Below are 23,682 nucleotides of genomic sequence, written 5' to 3' on the forward strand. Positions count from 1 at the left end.
TTCTGCGTTTTACGGGATACAATTGATAACAAAGGAGCGAAAGACAGATGGTTAACGGAGTTCTCCTTTTACATAAGCCGGTCGGCATGACTTCTCACGACTGTGTAATGAAAATAAGAAAACTGTTAAAAACAAAGAAAGTCGGACATACGGGAACGCTTGATCCGGAAGTGTCAGGCGTACTGCCGATCTGTGTCGGACGGGCCACAAAGATTGTTGAGTACGTCACCGACAAGTCAAAAACGTACGATGCTGAGATCACTCTCGGCTTCTCCACATCGACCGAAGACCAGACGGGAGAAACGGTCAGCGTAAAACCTGTCAAGGAGCCGCTGAAAGAAGCGGATATCAAAGCCGTTTTAGACGAACTGAAGGGACCGCAGGAGCAAGTGCCGCCGATGTATTCCGCTGTAAAGGTCAACGGAAAAAAGCTCTATGAATACGCCAGGGCGGGTATTGAAGTGGAGCGGCCGAAGCGGAATATCACGATCGAAGATATCGCGCTCACTTCCCCTGTCACTTATAACGAAGACACAGCATCATTCCGCTTTACAGTCACGTGCTCAAAGGGCACTTACGTGAGAACATTGGCGGTGACAATCGGTGAAAAACTCGGCTATCCCGCGCATATGTCGCATCTCATCCGCACCGCTTCCGGCGATTTCAGTCTTGATGAGTGTTTCACGTTTGAGGAACTTGAACAGCAGGTTTCAGACGGCACGGTTGCAGAGCATGCCGTGCCGATTGAAAGAGCGCTCAATCATTTGCCGAAATGGGTCATAAGTGATACATTAGCTAAGAAAGCTGAAAACGGGTCGGTGTTTGACATCCCGGCGGAATTTTCTGCAATGACAGCTGACGCCCGTATAGCGGTCTGTACTGAAGACGGAGAATGTGTGGCCATTTATATGCCGCATCCTTCAAAAAAAGGACTGCTGAAACCGGCTAAAGTTCTCATGCAAAAAAGCGAACAATAAGAAAAAAGGTGACCGTTCTGTGAAGACGATACATATTTCTCATCCGCATCATTTACAAAAAGAAGAGCAGCCGGCGTCTGTCATGGCGCTCGGCTACTTTGACGGCGTTCATTTGGGACACCGGAAAGTAATCGGAACAGCCAGACAAATTGCCGAAGAAAAAGGCCTGTCGCTGGCCGTTATGACGTTTCATCCCCACCCTTCCCATGTGTTGGGCAGGGACAAAGAGCCAAAGGATCTGATTACGCCGCTTGAAGATAAAATCAGCCAGATCGGGCGTTTAGGCGCTGATGTGCTGTATGTCGTAAAGTTTGATGAAGCGTTTGCGTCTCTGTCTCCAAAACAGTTTGCCGAGGAGTATATTTTAGGGTTAAACGCGCGGCACGCTGTGGGAGGCTTCGATTTTACGTACGGAAAATACGGAAAAGGCACGATGGAGACGCTGCCGGACGATTTAAACGGCAAGGCCGGATGCACGACTGTCGAGAAACAGACCGAGCAGGACAGAAAGATCAGCTCCACTTATATCCGGTCAGCGCTGCAGGATGGTGACGTTGAACTTGCGCACACTCTTCTCGGCCAGCCGTATTTTATCCGGGGCACTGTGATTCACGGAGACAAAAGAGGCCGCACCATCGGTTTTCCGACCGCGAATGTCGGCCTGCACAACAGCTATATCGTGCCGCCGACAGGCGTGTATGCAGTGAAAGCCGAAATAAAAGGCGAGGTGTATGAAGGCGTCTGCAACATCGGCTACAAACCGACCTTTTATGAAAAGCGTCCCGATCAGCCGTCAATTGAAGTACATTTGTTTAATTTTCAACAGGATGTATACGGAGAAGACGTTAAAATCGAGTGGTACAAACGAATCCGAAGCGAACGGAAGTTTAACGGCATCGATGAACTGACGGCTCAGATCGGGAAAGACAAACAAGAAGCGATCCGTTTTTTCAGCAAATAACGGAAAAAACATCAAAAGTACACAAATTTTCTTCTAAAAGATTTGCATATGGGCGCGATTTTTAGTATCATATGTTTCGTAGTCTTAAAACCATTGCTTGGCAATCCGAAGTCACCGACGGTTGCTAGGTAACTGGGGCTAATTATGATATGGAGGTGAAACAGGATGGCAATTACTCAAGAGCGTAAAAATCAACTCATCAGCGAGTTCAAAACACACGAATCTGATACTGGATCTCCAGAAGTTCAGATCGCTATCCTAACAGACTCAATTAACAACTTGAACGAGCATTTGCGTACTCACAAGAAAGATCACCACTCACGTCGCGGTCTTCTTAAAATGGTAGGTAAACGTCGTAATCTTCTTACGTATCTGCGTAATAAAGACGTAACTCGTTACCGTGAGTTAATTAACAAACTAGGCTTACGTCGATAATCGTAAAAAGCGGGAGGATTCCCGCTTTTTTATCGTATTAAAGCGAAAAAAATAATGATAAAAAAACAATGAAATCCTTTTACATACTACTTTGACATTGATATGTTCAATTCATTTCGTTCATAATAGGAGTAATTGATTATTTCACACATTAAGAGAGGAGCTCGTAATCGAATGGGACAAGAGAAACATGTCTTTACCATAGATTGGGCCGGCAGACAGCTTACAGTAGAAGCCGGCCAGCTTGCCAAACAGGCAAACGGCGCTGTCATGGTCCGCTACGGCGATACTGCAGTGCTCAGCACAGCAACCGCATCAAAAGAACCGAAACCGCTAGATTTTTTTCCGCTTACCGTTAACTATGAAGAAAGATTATACGCAGTAGGTAAAATTCCGGGCGGTTTTATTAAAAGAGAAGGCCGTCCAAGTGAAAAGGCCGTTTTAGCCAGCCGTCTGATCGACCGTCCGATCCGCCCGCTTTTCGCAGACGGATTCCGTAACGAAGTACAGGTCATCAGCATTGTCATGAGTGTTGATCAGGACTGCTCATCTGAAATGGCTGCAATGTTCGGTTCATCACTCGCTCTTTGCGTTTCCGATATTCCGTTTGAAGGCCCGATCGCGGGTGTGACGGTAGGCCGCATTGACGGTAAATTCGTTATCAATCCGACGGTTGACCAGCTTGAAAAAAGTGATATCAACCTCATCGTTGCAGGCACAAAAGACGCCATCAACATGGTGGAAGCCGGAGCGGATGAAGTTCCTGAAGAAATCATGCTTGAGGCGATTATGTTCGGTCACGAAGAAATTAAGCGCCTCATCGCATTCCAAGAAGAAATCGTCGCAGCAGTCGGCAAAGAGAAAACAGAAATCGAACTGTATGAAATTGACGAAGAGCTCAGCGAAAAAGTAAAAAGCCTTGCGGAGCCGGATCTTCTCAGCGCCATTCAGGTTCACGAAAAACATGCTCGCGAAGACGCAATCAATGAAGTGAAAAATGCAGTTGTCGCGAAATTCGAAGAAGAAGAGCATGATGAAGATACGATTAAAAAAGTAAAACAGACACTGTCTAAACTCGTGAAAAACGAAGTGCGCCGTTTGATCACAGAAGAAAAAGTCCGTCCGGACGGCCGCGGTGTTGATCAGATCCGTCCGCTTTCTTCAGAAGTCGGCCTTCTGCCGAGAACGCACGGCTCCGGGCTGTTTACGAGAGGACAGACGCAGGCGCTCAGCGTATGTACATTAGGCGCCCTTGGGGACGTTCAGATTCTTGACGGTTTAGGCGTGGAAGAATCAAAACGCTTTATGCATCATTATAACTTCCCGCAGTTCAGCGTAGGGGAAACAGGCCCGATGCGCGGACCGGGACGCCGTGAGATCGGTCACGGTGCTCTTGGAGAGCGTGCGCTTGAGCCGGTCATTCCGAATGAAAAAGACTTCCCGTATACGGTCCGCCTCGTATCCGAAGTGCTTGAATCAAACGGTTCCACTTCACAGGCCAGCATTTGCGCGAGCACGCTTGCCATGATGGACGCAGGTGTTCCGATAAAAGCCCCTGTTGCGGGTATTGCGATGGGACTTGTGAAATCAGGCGAGTACTATACGGTATTAACGGATATTCAAGGGATGGAAGACGCCCTCGGTGACATGGACTTTAAAGTAGCCGGCACGGAAAAAGGCGTGACAGCGCTGCAAATGGACATTAAAATTGAAGGCCTTTCAAGAGAAATTCTTGAAGAAGCGCTTCAGCAGGCGAAAAAAGGAAGAATGGAAATCTTGAACAGCATGCTCAGCACGCTTGGTGAATCAAGAAAAGAACTTTCTCAATATGCGCCGAAAATTTTAACGATGAACATTAATCCGGATAAAATCCGTGACGTTATCGGACCGAGCGGTAAACAAATCAACAAAATCATTGAAGATACCGGTGTTAAAATTGACATTGAACAAGACGGCACTATCTTTATTTCTTCTACTGATGAAAGCAGCAACCAAAAAGCGAAAAAAATCATCGAAGATCTTGTCAGAGAAGTCGAAGTCGGCCAGCTTTACCTTGGTAAAGTCAAACGGATTGAGAAATTCGGCGCTTTCGTTGAAATCTTCAGCGGAAAAGACGGTCTCGTTCACATCTCTGAACTAGCGCTCGAACGAGTCGGCAAGGTTGAGGATGTTGTGAAAATCGGTGACGAAATCCTTGTGAAGGTAACTGAAATTGACAAACAGGGACGAGTGAATCTGTCGCGTAAAGCAGTGCTGCGCGAAGAGAAAGAAAAAGAACAGGAACAACAACAATCTTAAATGAAAACCTAACAAGGAGCCTGGGAGACCCGGCTTCTTTATTTTGAGAAAGACAACAGACGGGTTCTACCTTGTCCTTCTCATACATAATGTGTGATGAGGGGGGAAGGACATGTTGAAAAAATTCGTGCCGTTTGCCGTTTTTTTATTTCTTTTTTTTGTTTCGTTTGAAATGTTAAAAAACCCGTATACAGTTGATTACATAGACGCAATGAAAAAAGACGCTGTAACTGTGTCAGCATCAAAAGATCCGCTCTATGAAGAATTACTGCAAAAAGCGTCAGAATATGAAGTGAAGCCGCAAGACGCGCGGATTGATAAAATATGGAAGAGTATACCGGGATATAACGGTTTAAAAGTCAATGTGGAAAAATCCTATAAGCAAATGAAAAAGGACGGAGAATTTTACGAAGACGGCCTTGTCTATGAGCAGGTAAAACCGAAAGTCCATCTTGATTCTCTCGCGCCCGAACCCATTTATAAAGGAAATCCCGACAAACCGATGGTCGCTTTCCTGATAAATGTCGCCTGGGGAAATGAATACGTGGAGCAAATGCTGCCTATTCTGAAGCAGCACCAGGTCAAAGCAACTTTCTTTCTTGAAGGGAAATGGCTGAAAAACAATCAGGAACTGGGGAAAAAAATAGCGGCAGACGGACATGAAATCGGAAATCATTCATACAATCACCCTGATATGAGCAAACTGACTTCAGGAAGCATTTCCGAACAGCTTGACAAAACCAATGCACAAATCAGCGAGACGCTCGGCATAAAGCCGAAATGGTTTGCGCCGCCAAGCGGCAGCTTCAGAAAAGCGGTGGTCGACCTTGCGGCGGAAAAAGGAATGGGCACCATCATGTGGACGGTGGACACCATTGACTGGCAAAAACCGTCTCCGGCTGTTTTACAAACAAGGGTATTGAGCAAAATACATAACGGAGCCATGATTTTAATGCATCCGACTGATCCGACTGCGAAAAGCCTGGATACACTGATTGCAAAAATCAAAGAAAAAGGCTACGCGCTCGGCTCAGTGTCTGACTTAATGGATGAAAACAGGCTGATGAAGTAGCAGGCGGCAGTTGCCTGTCTTGAATAGGAGGAACAGACTTGATAAAACGCTATACATGCCAAAACGGTGTAAGAGTTGTGCTTGAGAATAATCCAACGGTGCGGTCTGTGGCAATCGGCGTCTGGATCGGGACGGGATCACGTCATGAAACGCCGGAGACAAACGGTATTTCGCACTTTCTTGAACATATGTTTTTTAAAGGAACAAATACCAGATCCGCACGGGAAATCGCAGAATCCTTCGATCGGATAGGCGGCCAAGTGAATGCCTTCACTTCAAAAGAATATACGTGCTATTACGCCAAAGTGCTGGATGAGCATGCAAACTACGCACTTGATGTGCTGGCTGATATGTTCTTTCATTCTGCTTTTGACGAAGAAGAGCTCAAGAAAGAAAAGAACGTCGTATATGAAGAAATCAAAATGTATGAAGACGCGCCGGATGACATTGTCCACGATCTGCTGAGCAAAGCGACATACGGCAATCATTCGCTCGGCTACCCGATTCTCGGGACGGAGGAAACGCTTTCGTCATTTAACGGCGATTCTCTCAGACAGCATATGGATGACTTTTACACGCCGGACCGCGTCGTCATTTCTGTCGCCGGAAATGTAACGGAACAATTCATTAAAAACGTGGAGAAATGGTTCGGTACATACGAAGCGAAGGGCAAAGCAAGCGGCATCAGCGAGCCTGAGTTTCATTATGAAAAGCTGACCAGAAAAAAAGACACCGAACAGGCGCATCTCTGTCTCGGTTTCAAAGGCTTGAAAGTCGGAGATCCGGACATTTACGATTTGATCGTCTTAAACAACGTGCTGGGCGGAAGCATGAGCAGCCGTCTTTTCCAGGATGTGCGCGAAGATAAAGGACTGGCCTATTCTGTATACAGCTATCACAGTTCCTATGAAGACAGCGGTATGCTGACGATTTACGGAGGCACCGGCGCGAATCAGCTCGGACTTCTGTCTGAAACCATTCAGGAAACGTTATCGGTTCTAAAACGTGACGGTATCACCCCGAAAGAGCTGGAAAACAGCAAAGAGCAAATGAAGGGAAGCTTAATGCTCAGCTTAGAGAGCACAAACAGCAAAATGAGCCGGAACGGGAAAAACGAACTCCTGCTCGGAAAGCATAAGACCATGGATGAAATTATCACTGAATTAAATGCGGTCAGCCTGGAAAGCGTCAACGGCCTCAGCCGCCGCTTATTTACGGATGATTACGCACTATCGCTCATCAGCCCGACCGGCAATATGCCGGCCTCGTCTTAATCGGCAAAGCAGTCTGCCTCTATATGGGGCAGGCATTTTTTTTTGCTCCGGGTCATATAGTACAAGGGGGTGGCTATCATGAGGCTCAGTGAACTGTCAGGTAAAGAAATTGTGGACATTAAACGGGCAGAGCGGCTCGGCGTGCTCGGCCAGACCGATTTGGAAATTAATGAACAGGACGGACAAATTACCGCGCTGTTGATACCGACGGTAAAATGGTTCGGATTGCGAAAACAAGGCCACGACATCCGCGTCCCCTGGAACCATATCCAAAAAATCGGGTCAGACATGATCATTTTAGACGTTCCGGGGGAGATCACGCCTCCCGAAGAGTAGATCTTATTCATTTTTTTCAAGCACCGGCTCATACAGCCGGTGCTTTTTTTATGAAAAAGACGCTGTACATTCACCGCCCTTTCTCTTTGCACATACGATGAAGATGAGGATGACACTTAAAAGATCCAGTAACTGTAAAGAAGGTGAACGTTTCAGATGTTAACCGGATTGACAATTGCGATCATTGGCGGTGACGCAAGACAGCTTGAGATTATAAGAAAGCTGACAGAACAGCATGCCGATATTTATCTTGCAGGGTTTGACCAATTGGATGACGGTTTTACAGGAACCGTCAAATGCAAAATCGATGAGATTCCCTTTCAAAAAATAGACAGTATCATCCTGCCCGTATCGGCAACGACCGGAGAAGGCGTTGTTTCCACGGTTTTTTCAAATGAAGAAGTGGTATTAAAGCAGAGCTATCTTGAGCGGACACCGGAGCATTGCGTCATTTATTCAGGCATCTCCAACGCGTATCTTGAGGGGATCGCCAGCGAAGCCGGCCGCAAGCTTGTGAAATTATTTGAGCGGGACGACATCGCGATATTCAACTCGATTCCCACTGTTGAAGGAACAATCATGATGGCGATTCAGCATACGGATTATACCATTCACGGATCAAATGTCGCCGTTCTCGGCATGGGGCGCACCGGTATGACGATCGCCCGGACGTTTGCGGCGTTAGGGGCGAAGGTAAAAGTGGGCGCGCGGAGTTCGGCTCATTTGGCCCGTATAATGGAAATGGGGCTTTCTCCTTTTCAGCTTGAAGAGCTTACTGAACATGTAAATGATATTGATATCTGCATTAACACCGTACCGAGCTTGATTCTGAATCAAAGCGTTTTATCGCGCATGACGCCGAAGACCTTGATTTTGGATTTAGCATCCCGTCCGGGCGGAACGGATTTCAAATATGCTGAAAAACAAGGCATTAAAGCGCTGCTTGCTCCGGGTCTTCCGGGAATTGTGGCCCCGAAAACAGCCGGACAGATTATTGCGAACGTATTGAGCAAGCTTTTGGCAGACTTAAAGAAAGAGGGGGAATAACCATGTCTCTGAAAGGGAAAAGAATCGGATTCGGATTAACCGGCTCGCATTGCACATATGAGGAAGTTTTTCCGCAAATAGAGGCGCTTATCAGTCAAGGAGCTGAAGTCCGGCCGGTCGTGACGTCAACCGTTCAATCGACCGATACCCGCTTTGGGGAGGGGGGAGATTGGGTCAGAAAAATTGAAGAAGCAACAGGCTTTGAGGCGATTGATTCCATCGTAAAAGCGGAGCCTCTCGGGCCGAAACTTCCGCTCGACTGCATGGTCATCGCCCCCTTAACCGGAAATTCAATGAGCAAACTCGCAAATGCGATGACTGACAGCCCCGTCCTTATGGCTGCGAAAGCCACGATCCGCAACGGCCGCCCGGTCGTGCTCGGAATTTCGACAAACGACGGACTCGGTTTAAACGGAACGAATTTAATGAGGCTGATGTCCGCAAAAAACATATATTTCATCCCGTTCGGCCAGGACGACCACGTGAAAAAACCGACATCGCTCGTCGCCAGAATGGATCTCCTTCCGATTACGGTAGAAAAAGCTCTTTTGCACCAGCAGGTTCAGCCGGTGCTCGTACACCATCATGAATAAAATATCATGATGACAGAAAATCATTCCCGAATAAAAAAATTCGGTCAATCCGTGACTATTCTATGGTAAAATAAAACGTAAAATGCAAAGTCAATTCAACAAATGATGCTTAATTGGCGGAAGGAGTTTTACAGATGGGAAGAGGATTACACGTAGCAGTTGTCGGAGCGACGGGAGCCGTAGGACAGCAAATGCTGAAAACACTGGAAGACAGAAACTTTGAAATCGAAACACTCACACTACTATCCTCAAAGCGTTCTGCTGGTACGAAAGTAACGTTTAAAGGCGAAGAATATACAGTGCAGGAAGCTGTTCCGGAAAGCTTCGAAGGCGTCCATATCGCGTTATTCAGCGCCGGCGGAAGCGTATCACAAAGCTTGGCGCCTGAGGCTGTAAAACGGGGAGCCATCGTGATTGACAATACCAGCGCATTCCGGATGGACGAAAATACACCGCTCGTGGTGCCTGAGGTGAACGAAGGTGATCTGCACAAACATAACGGCATTATCGCCAACCCTAACTGTTCAACGATTCAGATGGTGGCTGCGCTTGAACCGATCCGCAAAGCGTACGGTTTGAATAAAGTCATTGTATCTACTTACCAAGCTGTGTCCGGGGCCGGCAATGAAGCGGCGAAGGAATTGTACAGCCAGACAAAGGCGATTTTAAACAATGAACCCGCAGAACCGTCCATTATGCCGGTTAAAGGCGACAAAAAGCATTATCAAATCGCATTTAACGCCATTCCGCAAATTGATAAATTCCAAGACAACGGCTATACGTTTGAGGAAATGAAAATGATTAATGAAACGAAAAAAATCATGCATATGCCGAAGCTGGAAGTGGCTGCGACATGTGTCAGACTGCCGATTGAAACAGGGCACTCAGAATCTGTTTACATTGAGCTTGACCGTGATGACGCAACCGTTGAAGATATGAAACAGCTTTTAAAAGAAGCTCCGGGTGTTACGCTTCAGGATGATCCGGCGGAGCAGCTTTACCCGATGCCTGCTGATTGCGTCGGCAAACGCGATGTATTTGTAGGAAGAATCCGTAAAGATTTGGACAGAGCAAACGGTTTTCATTTGTGGGTTGTTTCTGATAACCTGTTAAAAGGCGCCGCTTGGAACTCAGTCCAAATCGCGGAAAGCCTGCAAAAACTGAACCTCGTATAAAACAAACGTATTTTCTATAGGCGAACAGAAGAGAGTAAGGCTCTGCCTGCTCTCTTCTGTTACGTCAGACTAATTTGGAGTGAAAATAGTGAAGATCATTGTTCAAAAATTCGGCGGAACATCCGTAAAAGATGACAAAGGCCGCAAGCTTGCGCTAGCACACATTAAAGATGCCATCAGTGAAGGTTATAAAGTTGTCGTTGTCGTATCGGCGATGGGAAGAAAAGGAGACCCGTACGCGACAGATTCTTTAATCGGGCTCCTTTACGGCAGCCAGTCCGACATTTCTCCGAGAGAGCAGGATATGCTTCTGTCTTGCGGAGAAACGATTTCGTCCGTTGTTTTTTCCAGCATGCTGAAGGAAAACGGCATAAAAGCCGCAGCTTTAACAGGAGCCCAGGCCGGCTTTTTAACCAATGCCCAGCATACTGACGCCAAAATTATAGAAATGAAAACAGAGCGGCTTTTCGCTGCACTCGCCAGCCATGACGCTGTCGTTGTCGCGGGATTTCAGGGAGCGACTGAAAAAGGCGACACGACGACGATCGGCAGAGGAGGAAGCGATACTTCAGCAGCGGCGCTCGGCGCGGCGGTTGATGCTGAATTTATCGACATTTTTACGGACGTGGAAGGCGTTATGACAGCCGATCCGAGAATCGTGGAAAATGCTAAGCCGCTTCCGAACGTCACATATACGGAAATCTGCAACCTTGCCTATCAAGGCGCGAAAGTCATTCATCCGCGCGCGGTGGAAATCGCCATGCAGGCAAAGGTGCCGATCCGCGTGCGCTCCACTTATTCAAAAGACAAAGGCACTTTGGTGACGTCCCATCATTCGTCTAACATCGGCAGCGATGTATTCGAACGGCTGATTACAGGGATCGCCCATGTGAAAGATGTGACGCAATTTAAGGTTCCCGCCAAAATGGGGCAATACAACGTTCAGACTGAAGTCTTTAAAGCAATGGCAAATGCCGGAATCAGCGTAGATTTCTTTAACATTACGCCGAGTGAAATCGTATATACCGTAGCCGGCAGTAAAACGGAAGCCGCGCGCAGCATTTTGGCTGAATTAGGATATGAACCGACAGTGACGGAGAGCTGTGCGAAAGTGTCAGCGGTCGGCGCCGGGATAATGGGTGTTCCGGGTGTCACGTCAAAAATCGTCTCCGCACTTTCTGATAAAGGCATTCCGATTCTGCAATCTGCCGACAGCCATACGACGATCTGGGTGCTCGTTCATGAAAAAGATATGGTAACGGCCGTAAATGCGCTGCATGAAGTGTTTGAACTTTCAAAGTAAATGTGATTGAATCATGATGAGGTGAAAAAAATGAATGTCGGAAATATATCTACAGCGATGATTACCCCCTTTGACAGTAAAGGGAATGTAGACTTTCAAAAACTGTCTACATTAATCGACTATTTGTTGAAAAACGGCACGGATTCTTTAGTCGTCGCAGGCACGACCGGTGAATCTCCGACACTTTCAACGGAAGAAAAAATTGCACTCTTTGAATTTACAGTCAAAGAAGTGAACGGACGCGTGCCTGTTATTGCGGGTACGGGAAGCAACAATACGAAAGACTCCATTAAACTGACAAAAAAAGCTGAAGAAGCCGGCGTCGATTGCGTTATGCTTGTCACGCCGTATTATAATAAGCCTTCCCAAGAGGGGATGTACCGTCATTTTAAAGCCATAGCTGAAGAAACGTCTCTTCCTGTGATGCTTTACAACGTGCCGGGCAGAACGGTCGCTTCGCTTGCGCCGGAAACGGCCATCAGACTTGCGGAGATTCCGAATATCTCTGCGATTAAAGAAGCGAGCGGCGATCTTGATGCCATTACGAAAATCATTGCCGAAACACCGGAAGATTTTTACGTCTATTCAGGTGATGACGGGTTAACGCTTCCTATTCTCGCAGTCGGCGGAAGAGGAGTCGTGTCAGTGGCCAGCCATATCGTAGGTTCTGACATGCAGCAGATGATTAAAAACTATACGAATGGGCAGACGGCAACCGCGGCACTGATTCATCAGAAGCTTCTGCCGATCATGAAGGAGCTCTTTAAAGCGCCTAATCCGGCTCCGGTCAAAACGGCGCTACAGCTGAAAGGCCTTGATGTCGGATCTGTGCGTCTTCCTCTTATCCCGCTGAATGAAGATGAACGTCTGAGCCTGAGCAGCGTCATCAGCGAACTGTAAGAAAAAATTTATACAGTTAAAATACGCGGTCATTCTCATTTTTATCGTGAGTTTGACCGTTTTGTATACATATTGGTTTTCCCTAAACCTTCCGCTTCTTCTTGTTTTCTAAAATTGATATCAGTTATAATAGGAACAAGTGATGATGGACGGGTATGAGACTAGGAGGATACAGATTTTGAAAAAGAAAAATACAGAAAACGTCAGAATTATCGCCCTTGGCGGCGTTGGAGAAATTGGGAAGAACCTATATGTCATTGAAATTGACTCAGACATATTTGTAGTGGATGCAGGGCTGATGCACCCTGAAAATGAAATGCTCGGTATTGATGTCGTCATTCCGGATATTTCCTACTTAGTAGAACGGGCTGACCGCGTGAAGGCCATCTTTCTGACACACGGGCACGATGAAAACATCGGGGGCGTCTTTTATTTATTGAACAAGCTGTCGGTGCCCGTATACGGAACGAAGCTTACGCTTGCATTACTGAGAGAAAAACTCAAGCAGTACGGGCATAATCGAAAAGCTGATTTGCGTGAAGTTCATTCTAAATCAGTCATTACATTTGAATCAACGAAAGTATCGTTCTTTAAAACGATTCACAGCATTCCGGATTCAGTGGGAGTCAGCTTCAAAACATCACTTGGCTCTATTGTATGCACGGGAGACTTCAAATTTGACCAGACGCCTGCTTATCACCAATCATGTGATATTGGCGAAATTGCCAAAATCGGAAACAGCGGCGTGCTCGCCCTGCTTTCTGACAGCGCCAATGCGGAGCGCCCGGGGTATACTCCGTCAGAAGCATATGTAAGCGGTGAAATTGCCGATGCGATGAACAATTCAGAAAACCGTGTCATCATTGCTGTATTCGCGTCTAATATCAACCGGATCCAGCAAGTGATACAGGCTGCCGTCCAGAACGGCCGCAAACTTGCAATCGCCGGAAAAAATCTGCAAAACGTGCTTCAGCTGGGGCGCAAGCTCGGCTATATTGAAGCCGAAGATGAAATGTTTATTCCTGTGCAGGATGTGAAAAAATATCCGAAGCGGGAAGTGGCAATTGTTACAGCCGGAAGCCATGGTGAGCCGCTGGCCGCTCTTACGCGGATGGCCAAGCAGGCGCACAAGCAGCTTAACATTGAAGAAGGAGACACCGTTGTCATTGCATCAACACCGATTCCGGGGCATGAATTGATATATTCTAAAACCGTCAACCTGCTTGCCCGAGCCGGCGCTCAAGTCATTTTCGCCCAAAAACGCGTGCATGTGTCCGGTCACGGTTCGCAGGAAGAATTGAAACTCATGCTTAATTTGCTGAAACCGAAATATTTAATTCCGGTTAACGGTGAATTCAGAATGCAAAAAGCGCATTCCAAAATCGCTGAAGAGATCGGCATGAAACGCAGCGACATTTTCTTGATTGAAAAAGGTGACGTCGTTGAATTCCGCGGACAGAATGTGAAAATCGGCGATAAAGTCACGTACGGAAACGTTCTGATTGACGGCCTCGGAGTCGGCGACATCGGCAACATCGTGCTGAGAGACCGCCGCTTATTATCACAAGACGGCATTCTCATCGTCGTGATCTCACTCGATAAGCAGAAAAAGAACCTCGTATCAGGTCCTGAGATCATTACGCGCGGTTTCGTGTATGTCAGAGAATCAGAAGGTTTAATTGTACAAGCTACTGAGCTCGTCCGCTCTATCGTGACTGAAGCGACGGAAACATCTGCCGTAGAATGGTCCACGCTGAAACAGGCAATGCGTGATGCGCTGAATCAATTCCTTTATGAAAAAACAAAACGCAAGCCGATGATCATTCCGATCATTATGGAAGTATAATGTATACACAGCCGGAGCGCATGATGCTCCGGCTGTGTTTTTGTTCATGTCCCGGATGGAAATCATCATCTTTGTTCATAATACAAAGAGACATTCGGAAAGGGTGAAAGATAAAATGGATCATCGTATGGAAAACACCGAAGAACAGCAGCCCGAAAAATCAGATGCGAAAGACAGCATTATGAGCAAAATTCAGCAGCTGGGAGAGACATCTCTGCCGCAAATGTCCCAAGATACCAATATTCACTGCCTGACGATCATCGGCCAAATTGAGGGGCATGTCCAGCTCCCGCCGCAAAATAAAACAACCAAATATGAACACGTCATTCCGCAAATCGTCGCGATTGAGCAAAATCCGAAAATCGAAGGACTTCTGATCATCTTAAACACCGTCGGAGGCGATGTGGAAGCGGGGCTTGCGATTGCGGAAATGCTCGCATCCTTATCAAAACCGACCGTTTCAATCGTACTCGGCGGGGGCCACTCGATAGGTGTGCCGATCGCCGTGTCATGTGATCATAGTTTTATCGCGGAAACAGCGACTATGACCATACACCCCGTTCGGCTTACAGGTCTGGTTATCGGCGTTCCGCAAACATTTGAATACCTGGATAAAATGCAGGAGCGGGTCGTCAACTTTGTGACCCATCATTCAAATATTTCCGAAGAAAAATTCAAAGAGCTGATGTTTTCAAAAGGAAACTTAACCAGGGACATCGGAACGAACGTAGTCGGCAAAGATGCGGCTGATTACGGATTAATTGATGCCGTGGGCGGCGTCGGACAGGCGATAAAAAAGCTGAATCAGCTGATTGAGGAACGAAAGGGCGAGGAAGGAAGGATGATTCAATGATCCTTTATACCGTCATGCCCCAAGAAGTCGTTTACGGTCAGGATATAGAGCAAAGCGTGCATGAACAGGTAGATTACGCCGGTGTGCCGCTGCTAGTTGAGATGAAGGGAAATGAAGCCGAAGTCGTACAGATTTTAAGTACGAACCCGATGGATTTTCTGAATCCGGACATCGCTCCGGGACAAAAAATCAAGCTGAAAATCTAACCGGCATTCAGTCCGTTTCTCGGGGGCAAAATATGCTATAATAGGGGAATCCTACAGAAAAATGCAGCCGGCAAAAGGCTGCTTTTCTTCATGATGTATGATTTTACATTTTTTAACGCAGTAAGGTGATGAGTGTGGCAAAGAAAAAACGGAAATCTAAAAAGAAACAAGAGAGTAAGCTCAATCTAAAATACGAACTAAGCGGACTGCTCTGTGTTGCAATCTCAATTATTGCTGTTTTGCAGCTCGGCGTTGTGGGACAGACATTTGTGTACTTGTTCCGTTTTTTTGCCGGAGAGTGGTTTATTTTATGTTTAATTGCGCTCTTCCTTCTCGGAATTTCGCTGTTTTGGAAAAAGAAGAGTCCAAGCCTTTTAACGAGAAGAAAGGCAGGGTTGTACTGTATTATCGCCAGTATATTGCTGCTGTCTCACGTGCAGCTCTTTAAAAATCTGTCTCATCACGGGTCGATTCGGTCGGCAAGTGTCATCGGCAACACGTGGGAGCTGTTTATGATTGACATGAAACAGCAGGCTGCTTCCCCTGATTTGGGCGGCGGCATGATCGGCGCGGTACTGTTTGCAGCTTCCCACTTTTTATTTGCATCAACGGGTTCACAAATCATGGCGATCGTGCTGATCTTAATGGGGCTGATTCTTGTAACAGGGCGTTCACTGCAGGAAACGCTCAAAAAGTGGACGAGCCCCGTCGGCCGGTTTATCCGCGGCCAGTGGCAGGCATTTCTTGAGGATATGAAGACGGTCAGAACGAATATGTCTTCGCCGAAAACAAAAACAAAATCGGGCAAAAAACAAAAACGGGTTCAAAAGAAAAAAGAAGAGCCTGAACCGGAGGAAGAGGATGAGGAAATCATTTCGCCGATCATCCATTCAGAGCCGATTATTTCAAGCTTTTCAGACCGTCAGGAAGAGCACGCCGAACCGCTGATTCCGGAAAAAACGCAGGAGACGGCACAAGCGCCAAAAGATGAGCCTTCCGGCGGCGCTCAAGACAGTAGCGAAACGGCTGCGGCTCCGCCGATGACGTTTACAGAGCTTGAAAATAAAGATTATCAAATGCCTTCATTGGACATACTGGCTGACCCGAAACATACCGGCCAGCAGACCGATAAGAAAAACATTTACGAGAATGCAAGAAAACTCGAGCGGACTTTTCAAAGCTTCGGCGTAAAGGCGAAAGTGACGCAGGTTCATCTCGGTCCGGCGGTCACAAAATATGAAGTGTATCCGGACGTCGGGGTCAAAGTCAGTAAAATCGTGAATCTGAGCGATGACCTCGCGCTCGCGCTTGCCGCGAAGGATATCCGGATCGAAGCGCCGATTCCGGGTAAATCGGCAATCGGCATCGAGGTGCCCAATGCTGAAGTTGCGATGGTTTCGTTAAAAGAAGTGCTTGAATCCAAGCTCAATGACAAGCCGGACGCGAAGCTTCTGATCGGCTTGGGACGAAATATTTCCGGGGAAGCCGTGCTTGCCGAACTGAACAAAATGCCCCACCTGCTCGTAGCGGGGGCAACGGGAAGCGGAAAAAGCGTCTGTGTCAACGGTATTATTACGAGCATTCTGATGAGGGCCAAACCGCATGAAGTGAAGATGATGATGATTGACCCGAAAATGGTTGAGCTGAATGTGTATAACGGCATTCCTCATCTGCTTGCGCCGGTCGTGACAGATCCGAAAAAGGCCTCGCAGGCTTTGAAAAAGGTCGTCAATGAGATGGAGCGCCGCTATGAGCTGTTCTCCCATACGGGTACGAGAAATATAGAAGGCTATAACGACCATATTAAGCGGTCAAATGCCGAAGAAGAAGTCAAGCAGCCTGAGCTGCCGTACATCGTCGTCATCGTTGACGAGCTTGCCGATCTGATGATGGTCGCTTCTTCCGACGTGGAAGATTCAATTACGAGACTTTCACAGATGGCGCGGGCGGCGGGAATTCATTTGATTATCGCGACACAGAGGCCTTCAGTTGACGTTATTACCGGTGTTATTAAAGCCAACATTCCATCAAGAATTGCCTTCAGTGTCTCATCTCAGACCGATTCACGGACAATTTTAGACATGGGCGGCGCTGAAAAGCTTCTGGGGCGCGGAGACATGCTGTTTCTGCCTGTAGGCGCAAATAAGCCGGTGCGTGTGCAAGGGGCATTTTTATCCGATGAAGAGGTTGAGCATGTCGTCGATCATGTCATTACGCAGCAAAAAGCGCAGTACCAAGAAGAGATGATTCCGGAAGAAGTTTCGGAAACACACAGTGAAGTAACGGATGATCTCTATGACGAAGCGGTCGATTTGATTATCGGCATGCAGACGGCATCAGTCTCCATGCTTCAAAGGCGGTTCAGAATCGGATATACGAGAGCTGCCCGTCTGATTGACGCAATGGAGGAACGGGGCGTCGTCGGGCCGTATGAAGGAAGCAAACCGAGGGAAGTACTATTATCTAAGGAACAATATGATGAGCTCTCTTCTTAAAAAGGAGAGAGTTTTCACTGAAAATGTTATCACCAAAATCATTCCTATTTATTTTTTTATTAAAACATGATATAGTTGTCCCAATTGTTCAATAATTTATGAAAGTGGTTTACGGAGGGGAAACATGTCTACAAAAGCTGACAATCGTCACTTGTATCTAAAAGTGATTGAGCGAATCAAAGAGGATATACAAAACGGAATTTACACCGAAAAGGAAAAGCTTCCTTCTGAATTTGAGCTTTCAAAATCAATGGGTGTCAGCCGGGCAACTCTGCGTGAAGCTTTGCGTATCCTTGAAGAGGAGCATGTGATTATCAGAAGGCACGGTGTGGGCACTTTCGTCCATACAAAACCGCTGTTTCTTTCAGGTATTGAACAGCTCAACAGCGTGACGAAAACGATTCAGCAGGCGAACATGGTGCCGGGTACGATTTTTTTGTCGTCTCAGGTCATCACGCCGTCTGATGAAGATATCGCTAGATTCCGGCTTGAGCCTGAGCAGGAGCTTTTTTATTTGGAACGCGTGAGAACGGCAAGCGGCACTCCGGTCGTTTACTGTTTAGATACGATTCCGATGCACATTCTGCCGAATTCTTTCTGTCATGAACAGGAGTCTATTTTCGATCTTTTGGAAAAAAACTCCGGGTCTGTGATCAGCTATGCCGTTGCTGATATCGAACCGATCGGATATCACGATACGATTTCACCGGTTTTGGAATGCGAGCCGGAGACGGCGCTTTTATTGCTGAAGCAAACCCACTATAATCAGAATGATGAACCTGTGCTGTATTCATTAAATTATTTCCGGGCTGATAAGTTCAGTTTTCATGTTGTAAGAAAACGTTTTTAAGACAGACGCGTCATGTGTCTGTTTTTTTATTTGCCGTTTCAGTACATACTTTGTTTTCTGCAAGGCACAATAAAACAGGAAACAACCAAGTATAGTGAATGGGTGAATAAGTTGAGTAAGAAGAAAAATGGAACGAAAAATATCATTGCTCTGGCTTCTGTACCGCTCGTGATGACACTCGGGAATTCCATGCTGATTCCTGTGCTTCCGATGATTGAAAAGAAGCTGTCCATATCGTCTTTTCAAGTATCGTTAATTATAACGGTCTATTCGATTGTGGCGATTATTTGTATTCCGATTGCCGGATATCTGTCCGATAAATTCGGAAGAAAAAAGGTTCTTCTGCCTTGTCTTCTCATAGCCGGTGCGGGCGGAGCGCTTGCCGCGATAGCTTCCACCGCGTTCAAGCATCCTTATCCCATTATCTTGGCGGGGCGGGTGCTGCAGGGAATCGGTTCGGCAGGGGCGGCTCCTGTAGTGATGCCGTTTATCGGTGATTTATTCAAAGGGGATGATGAGCGGATTACCGCGGGGCTCGGCGATATTGAGACGTCTAACACTGCCGGGAAAGTAATAAGCCCGATTCTCGGTTCGCTCTTGGCTGCATGGTTTTGGTTTATGCCGTTTTGGTTCATTCCGTTTTTTTCGCTCATCAGTTTTTTTCTCGTATTGTTTTTGGTGGCAAAGCCGGAGGAACAAAAAGAAGCGCCTTCTATTTCCGAATTTGTGAAAAATGTCGGCCGCATATTTAAGCGTGACGGACGCTGGCTCTTTACGGTTTTTATCATCGGCTGCGTGATTATGTTTTTGCTGTTCGGGGTTCTTTTTTATTTATCAGACTCACTGGAGAAGAAATACGGCATTGACGGTGTGGCTAAAGGAGCGCTTTTGGCAATCCCGCTTTTATTTCTATCCGTCAGTTCATATATATCAGGCCGAAAAATCGGAAAAGACCAAGGCAAAATGAAGTTTTGCATCGTTTTCGGAATGAGTGCCGTGACACTGTCGTTTATCGGCCTATGGTGGAATCACAGTTTTTATTTATTATTTATCTTTTTGTGTGTCAGCGGTATCGGTATCGGAATGGCATTGCCGGCTTTAGACGCTGTCATCACAGAAGGCGTAGACAACGAGGAATCGGGAACCATCACCTCATTTTATAACAGCATGCGGTTTATCGGAGTAGCGGCGGGACCGCCGATCTTTGCTGCCCTGATGTCAAATGCAGGCTGGCTGATTTTTATTTTATCCGCTTTTTGTGGCATTGTGTCTGTATTTTTAGCGCTGTTAAATATCTCATCACAAGCAAAAGAAAAAAAGGAATCATTAAAGACGGTGTAATCTGCACTGTCTTTTTTTATTTTATTTTGAAGATTGACATGATACCGTCAAGTCGTTATCCTTTTTAATAGTTAAACATTTTAACTATCGGAAGGAGGGGGAAAAGGTGCATGAAGAAAAAGTAAAGCAGCTGATTCAGCGTTATTCCGATGTATACCTGCACGTCTTAAAAAAAATTGACAGCATTATCGCTGAAAAAGTGAACAAAGAGCTGACATTGGATCAATATTACATCCTCCGCTATATTATGCTCAATCCGGATTGCAAATCAATTGAACTGGCCGCGGTGTGCCACGTCAATAAAAGCGCCATTACATCTATGACGAACCGCCTGTATGAAAAAGGCTACATCAATAGAGAACGCAGCCAAAGCGACCGCCGGAGCATACTTTTAAATGTCACGGAAAAGGGGACGGAAGTATTTCACCGTGTGGAGCGGCGGATTGAGGAACTCGTCCGTTCATATATTATGTATTTTGATGAAGACGAGGCGGAGATGTTCGTTAATACATATGAAAAATTATATCGATTGATGATGACAGAGGAGGATCAGCAGACATAATGAAAAACATTATCCGAGCTCGCTGGATCATCGCCGCGGTATGGGTCGCCGCAACGGTGATATTTATGCTTACAGCGCCTGATATGGCTGAATTGACACGGGAGAAAGGGCAGATTTCCGTACCGGACGGGTATTCCTCTTCTTACGCCCATGAATTGCTTGATGAAATGTCTGATTCAGATGCACCGTCTTCTTCTGCCGTCATCGTATTTCACGAAAAAGGCTTAATGACAGACAAAAAAGATCGTCTGGAAGAAGCCGTCAGCACTTTGTCTGAACAGAAAAAAGCGCTTCAGATTAAAACGGTGACTTCATACTTCGGGGAGAAAAATGACGACATCAAAAAACAGCTGCTTTCAAAAGACAGACAAACGATGCTCGTTCAGCTGCAGCTTGATACATCCAAAAACGATATCCTCGAAATAAAAAATAAAATTGATAAAGAGCTGAAACCGTACGGCGTATCATACGGCATTACAGGCCAGTCGCTGATCGACGAAGATGTGTTAAAAAGCTCGCAGGACGGCTTAAAAAAGACTGAATATATAACGGTTGCCTTTATCCTGATCGTGCTGATTCTTGTATTTCGGTCAGTGGTCGCTCCGTTTGTACCGCTTTTATCAGTATTGATATCTTATTTAGTCAGCCAGTCGATTGTCGCATTTTTAGTCGATCAACTGAATTTTCCGCTCTCAACTTTTACTCAGATTTTTATGGTTGCGATTATGTTCGGAATCGGTACAGACTACTGCATTCTGCTTCTCAGCCGGTTTAAAGAAGAACTGTCGCATGGCGCTGATATAAGAGAAGCGATCGTCGTCACCTACAAAACGGCCGGAAAGACGGTTTTGTACAGCGGCGGTGCAGTGCTGATCGGATTTGCCTGCATCGGATTTGCGACATTTAAGCTGTATCAGTCGGCAGCCGCCGTTGCGGTCGGTGTCGCGGTGCTGCTGCTTGCGCTCATGACGATCGTGCCGTTTTTTATGGCTGTTTTAGGAAAAAGACTGTTTTGGCCTGTGAAGGGCGATATTTCCCATCCTCAAAGCAAAGCATGGGAAACGTCAGGACGGTTTTCATTTAAAAGGCCGCTCATCAGTCTTGCAATCGTTGCGGTATTCACCGTCCCGCCTATCCTTCTTTACAAAGGGTCGCTGTCTTACAACAGTCTTGACGAAATCGGGGATAAATATGAATCCGTCCGCGCGTTTAATACGATTTCAAGCGCATTCGGCCCGGGAGAACTTCTTCCGGCCACAGTCGTCATCAAAAATGATGAGACATTAAATACCGAAAAACACCTGATTGATATCGAAAAAATCAGCAGAGAACTTGAAAAAACAGAGGGTGTAAAAACGGTCAGAAGCGCCACGCGCCCTGCTGGAAACGGATTGAATCAATTATTTGTCACAAATCAGGCAAAGCAGCTTCAAGAAGGACTTGATAAAGGCAATACGGGACTTGAAAAAATCACGGACGGATTAGGGCATGCCGCAAAGTCGTTAGCTGATTCACAGCCGCAGATCGAAGAGTCGGGGAAAAGCGTCAATCAGCTTATTGACGGAACATTGTCTCTGAAATCCGGGCTTTCTGATATAGGAGAAAACCTGAATAAACTGCAGGCTGGCGTGAACGGAAATAAAGCCGGCGTCGCCCAGATGAGAAAGCGGATTGAAGAGCAAAAACAAATGCTGACTTCACAGCTCAAACAAAACAGCGGTCTCGCTTCAGAAACGCAAAACGCTTTAAAATTGGTAAAAACCGTCCTGCCGATGAAAGATGAAGCCAGCAGACAGCTTGCCGATTTGAACAATCAGCTTGCCCGGCTGCCGTTTGCAAAATTGGAAGCGTCAATACCGTCAGTCAAAACCGATCCCTCTTACCAAGAAATCAAATCGGCCTTTACGGGTGTACAGTCAGCCGTTTCCAAGGCAAACGCGGATGCAGAAGCTTTTTCTAAACAGGTCGACAGTCAAAAGGCTCATCTGCAGCAAGCGGAAAAACAATTTGCCCGACTGGCAGTCGCTCAGAAGAAGATTGACACTCAAATTAACGCAATGATCAACGGTCTGACCAGTATTGAAAACGGTCTGCAGCAAGTGTCATACGGACAGGGGGCTCTCGCAGGACAAATGCCGCGCCTTGAATCGGCGGCAGGACAGCTGGCGGAGGGCCAGAAAAAAATGAAGAGCGGTCTCGGTGATTTTTCTTCCCGGCTCAGCGATCTTTCTTCCGGCCTTAACGACAGTGTAAAAGGGCTTAAGAAAGTATCAAGCGGCATGATGGGGGCGAATGATTACCTGGGTGAGCTTCACAAGGCGTCAGACAAAGAAATGACAGGCTGGTTTGTGCCGAAAGACGCGTTGACAAACAGTGATTTCACAAGCGTGTTTAATACGTACATGTCAGATGACAGAAAAACGACAGAATTGACCGTCGTTCTTGATAATAATCCTTACTCAAATACGGCCGTTCAAGATATTCAAGCGATCAAAGCGAGCGTAAAAAGGGCCATTCCGAACACGGATCTGAAGAATGCTTCCTTCGGCGTTTCGGGAGTCTCCAGCATGAATGCCGATCTGAAGGAAGTATCGGATTCAGACTTCAAACGGACGGCAATGTTTATGTTGGCGGGAATTTTTCTGATTCTCATCGTGATGCTGCGCTCCCTCATTATGCCTGTTTATTTAGTGGCGTCGCTCGTACTGACGTATTTCGCATCCATCGGCGTAACGGAATACATCTTTACACACTTCTTCGGGTATCCGGGCGTAAACTGGGCCGTGCCGTTCTTCGGCTTTGTCATTTTGATGGCTCTAGGCGTGGATTATTCCATCTTTTTAATGGACCGTTTTAATGAGCTTAAAAAAGAAGGAACGGAACCCGCAATGATCAGCAGTATGAAAAATATGGGTTCCGTCATCATTTCTGCGGCGATTATTTTAGCGGGAACCTTTGCGGCCATGCTGCCGTCAGGCGTTCTTTCCTTATTACAGATTGCAACCGTGGTATTAACAGGCCTTCTCATGTACGCAATTGTGGTCCTTCCGTTTTTTGTACCGGTCATGGTGAAAATATTCGGAAGAGCCAACTGGTGGCCTTTCAATTTGAAAAAATAACGTTCAATGCCTCTGCCTGTTTTCGGGCAGAGGTTTTTT

Annotated in this window: 20 protein-coding genes; all 20 read left to right on the forward strand. The window is 46.5% G+C overall.

What is annotated here, in order from left to right; all coding sequences use genetic code 11:
- Nucleotides 1-47 precede the first annotated feature (47 nt).
- The 20 genes from truB (at nucleotide 48) to MY7_RS07340 (ending at nucleotide 23,643) form a co-directional block, all read left to right on the forward strand.
- A complete protein-coding gene (gene truB / locus MY7_RS07245) occupies nucleotides 48-977 on the forward strand; it encodes a tRNA pseudouridine(55) synthase TruB (RefSeq protein ID WP_007611464.1) in 930 nt (309 codons plus the stop codon).
- Nucleotides 978-996: 19 nt separating this feature from the next.
- Nucleotides 997-1,938 (forward strand): bifunctional riboflavin kinase/FAD synthetase, encoded by a 942-nt coding sequence (gene ribF, locus MY7_RS07250; RefSeq protein WP_007611467.1) that lies wholly within the window; start codon nucleotides 997-999, stop codon nucleotides 1,936-1,938.
- Between the two features lie 165 nt (nucleotides 1,939-2,103).
- On the forward strand, nucleotides 2,104-2,373 hold the full coding sequence (rpsO, locus tag MY7_RS07255; RefSeq protein WP_003154182.1) for a 30S ribosomal protein S15: 270 nt from the start codon (nucleotides 2,104-2,106) through the stop codon (nucleotides 2,371-2,373).
- Between the two features lie 174 nt (nucleotides 2,374-2,547).
- Nucleotides 2,548-4,671 carry a polyribonucleotide nucleotidyltransferase gene (gene pnp / locus MY7_RS07260; protein WP_007611468.1) on the forward strand — a complete coding sequence of 708 codons (2,124 nt, stop codon included), beginning with the start codon at nucleotides 2,548-2,550 and terminating at the stop codon, nucleotides 4,669-4,671.
- A gap of 112 nt (nucleotides 4,672-4,783) precedes the next feature.
- Nucleotides 4,784-5,743, forward strand: a complete 960-nt coding sequence (locus MY7_RS07265; RefSeq protein WP_007611470.1) for a polysaccharide deacetylase family protein — start codon at nucleotides 4,784-4,786, stop codon at nucleotides 5,741-5,743.
- A gap of 38 nt (nucleotides 5,744-5,781) precedes the next feature.
- On the forward strand, nucleotides 5,782-7,017 hold the full coding sequence (locus MY7_RS07270) for a M16 family metallopeptidase (protein WP_007611472.1): 1,236 nt from the start codon (nucleotides 5,782-5,784) through the stop codon (nucleotides 7,015-7,017).
- A 78-nt stretch (nucleotides 7,018-7,095) separates the two neighbouring features.
- Nucleotides 7,096-7,353, forward strand: coding sequence for a YlmC/YmxH family sporulation protein (locus MY7_RS07275; RefSeq protein WP_003154176.1), 258 nt, complete (start codon nucleotides 7,096-7,098; stop codon nucleotides 7,351-7,353).
- Nucleotides 7,354-7,509: 156 nt separating this feature from the next.
- Entirely contained in the window at nucleotides 7,510-8,400 is an 891-nt protein-coding gene (gene dpaA, locus MY7_RS07280; protein WP_007611473.1) for a dipicolinic acid synthetase subunit A, read from the forward strand.
- 2 nt (nucleotides 8,401-8,402) lie between these two features.
- Complete coding sequence (gene dpaB, locus MY7_RS07285; protein ID WP_007409809.1) at nucleotides 8,403-8,993, forward strand: dipicolinate synthase subunit B; 591 nt, start codon at nucleotides 8,403-8,405, stop codon at nucleotides 8,991-8,993.
- A 134-nt stretch (nucleotides 8,994-9,127) separates the two neighbouring features.
- Nucleotides 9,128-10,168: an aspartate-semialdehyde dehydrogenase gene (gene asd / locus MY7_RS07290; protein ID WP_007611475.1), complete on the forward strand. Its 1,041-nt coding sequence runs from the start codon at nucleotides 9,128-9,130 to the stop codon at nucleotides 10,166-10,168.
- An 88-nt stretch (nucleotides 10,169-10,256) separates the two neighbouring features.
- Complete coding sequence (gene dapG / locus MY7_RS07295) at nucleotides 10,257-11,471, forward strand: aspartate kinase (RefSeq protein WP_003154168.1); 1,215 nt, start codon at nucleotides 10,257-10,259, stop codon at nucleotides 11,469-11,471.
- 30 nt (nucleotides 11,472-11,501) lie between these two features.
- On the forward strand, nucleotides 11,502-12,371 hold the full coding sequence (dapA, locus tag MY7_RS07300; RefSeq protein WP_003154166.1) for a 4-hydroxy-tetrahydrodipicolinate synthase: 870 nt from the start codon (nucleotides 11,502-11,504) through the stop codon (nucleotides 12,369-12,371).
- 178 nt (nucleotides 12,372-12,549) lie between these two features.
- Nucleotides 12,550-14,217 carry a ribonuclease J2 gene (gene rnjB / locus MY7_RS07305; RefSeq protein WP_012117573.1) on the forward strand — a complete coding sequence of 556 codons (1,668 nt, stop codon included), beginning with the start codon at nucleotides 12,550-12,552 and terminating at the stop codon, nucleotides 14,215-14,217.
- 115 nt (nucleotides 14,218-14,332) lie between these two features.
- Nucleotides 14,333-15,070: a ClpP family protease gene (locus tag MY7_RS07310; protein ID WP_003154162.1), complete on the forward strand. Its 738-nt coding sequence runs from the start codon at nucleotides 14,333-14,335 to the stop codon at nucleotides 15,068-15,070.
- A complete protein-coding gene (locus MY7_RS07315) occupies nucleotides 15,067-15,276 on the forward strand; it encodes a YlzJ-like family protein (RefSeq protein ID WP_003154161.1) in 210 nt (69 codons plus the stop codon). Before MY7_RS07310 ends, MY7_RS07315 begins: the two co-directional genes overlap by 4 nt.
- A gap of 134 nt (nucleotides 15,277-15,410) precedes the next feature.
- Complete coding sequence (locus MY7_RS07320; RefSeq protein ID WP_029325911.1) at nucleotides 15,411-17,771, forward strand: FtsK/SpoIIIE family DNA translocase; 2,361 nt, start codon at nucleotides 15,411-15,413, stop codon at nucleotides 17,769-17,771.
- A gap of 124 nt (nucleotides 17,772-17,895) precedes the next feature.
- A complete protein-coding gene (locus tag MY7_RS07325) occupies nucleotides 17,896-18,621 on the forward strand; it encodes a GntR family transcriptional regulator (protein ID WP_007409813.1) in 726 nt (241 codons plus the stop codon).
- A gap of 111 nt (nucleotides 18,622-18,732) precedes the next feature.
- Nucleotides 18,733-19,962, forward strand: coding sequence for an MFS transporter (locus tag MY7_RS07330; protein ID WP_017417794.1), 1,230 nt, complete (start codon nucleotides 18,733-18,735; stop codon nucleotides 19,960-19,962).
- Between the two features lie 106 nt (nucleotides 19,963-20,068).
- On the forward strand, nucleotides 20,069-20,524 hold the full coding sequence (locus MY7_RS07335) for a MarR family winged helix-turn-helix transcriptional regulator (RefSeq protein WP_003154157.1): 456 nt from the start codon (nucleotides 20,069-20,071) through the stop codon (nucleotides 20,522-20,524).
- On the forward strand, nucleotides 20,524-23,643 hold the full coding sequence (locus tag MY7_RS07340; protein WP_007611490.1) for an MMPL family transporter: 3,120 nt from the start codon (nucleotides 20,524-20,526) through the stop codon (nucleotides 23,641-23,643). Before MY7_RS07335 ends, MY7_RS07340 begins: the two co-directional genes overlap by 1 nt.
- The last annotated feature ends 39 nt before the right edge of the window (nucleotides 23,644-23,682 follow it).

The sequence above is a fragment of the Bacillus sp. 5B6 genome (assembly GCF_000259405.1).
GTDB lineage: Bacteria > Bacillota > Bacilli > Bacillales > Bacillaceae > Bacillus > Bacillus velezensis.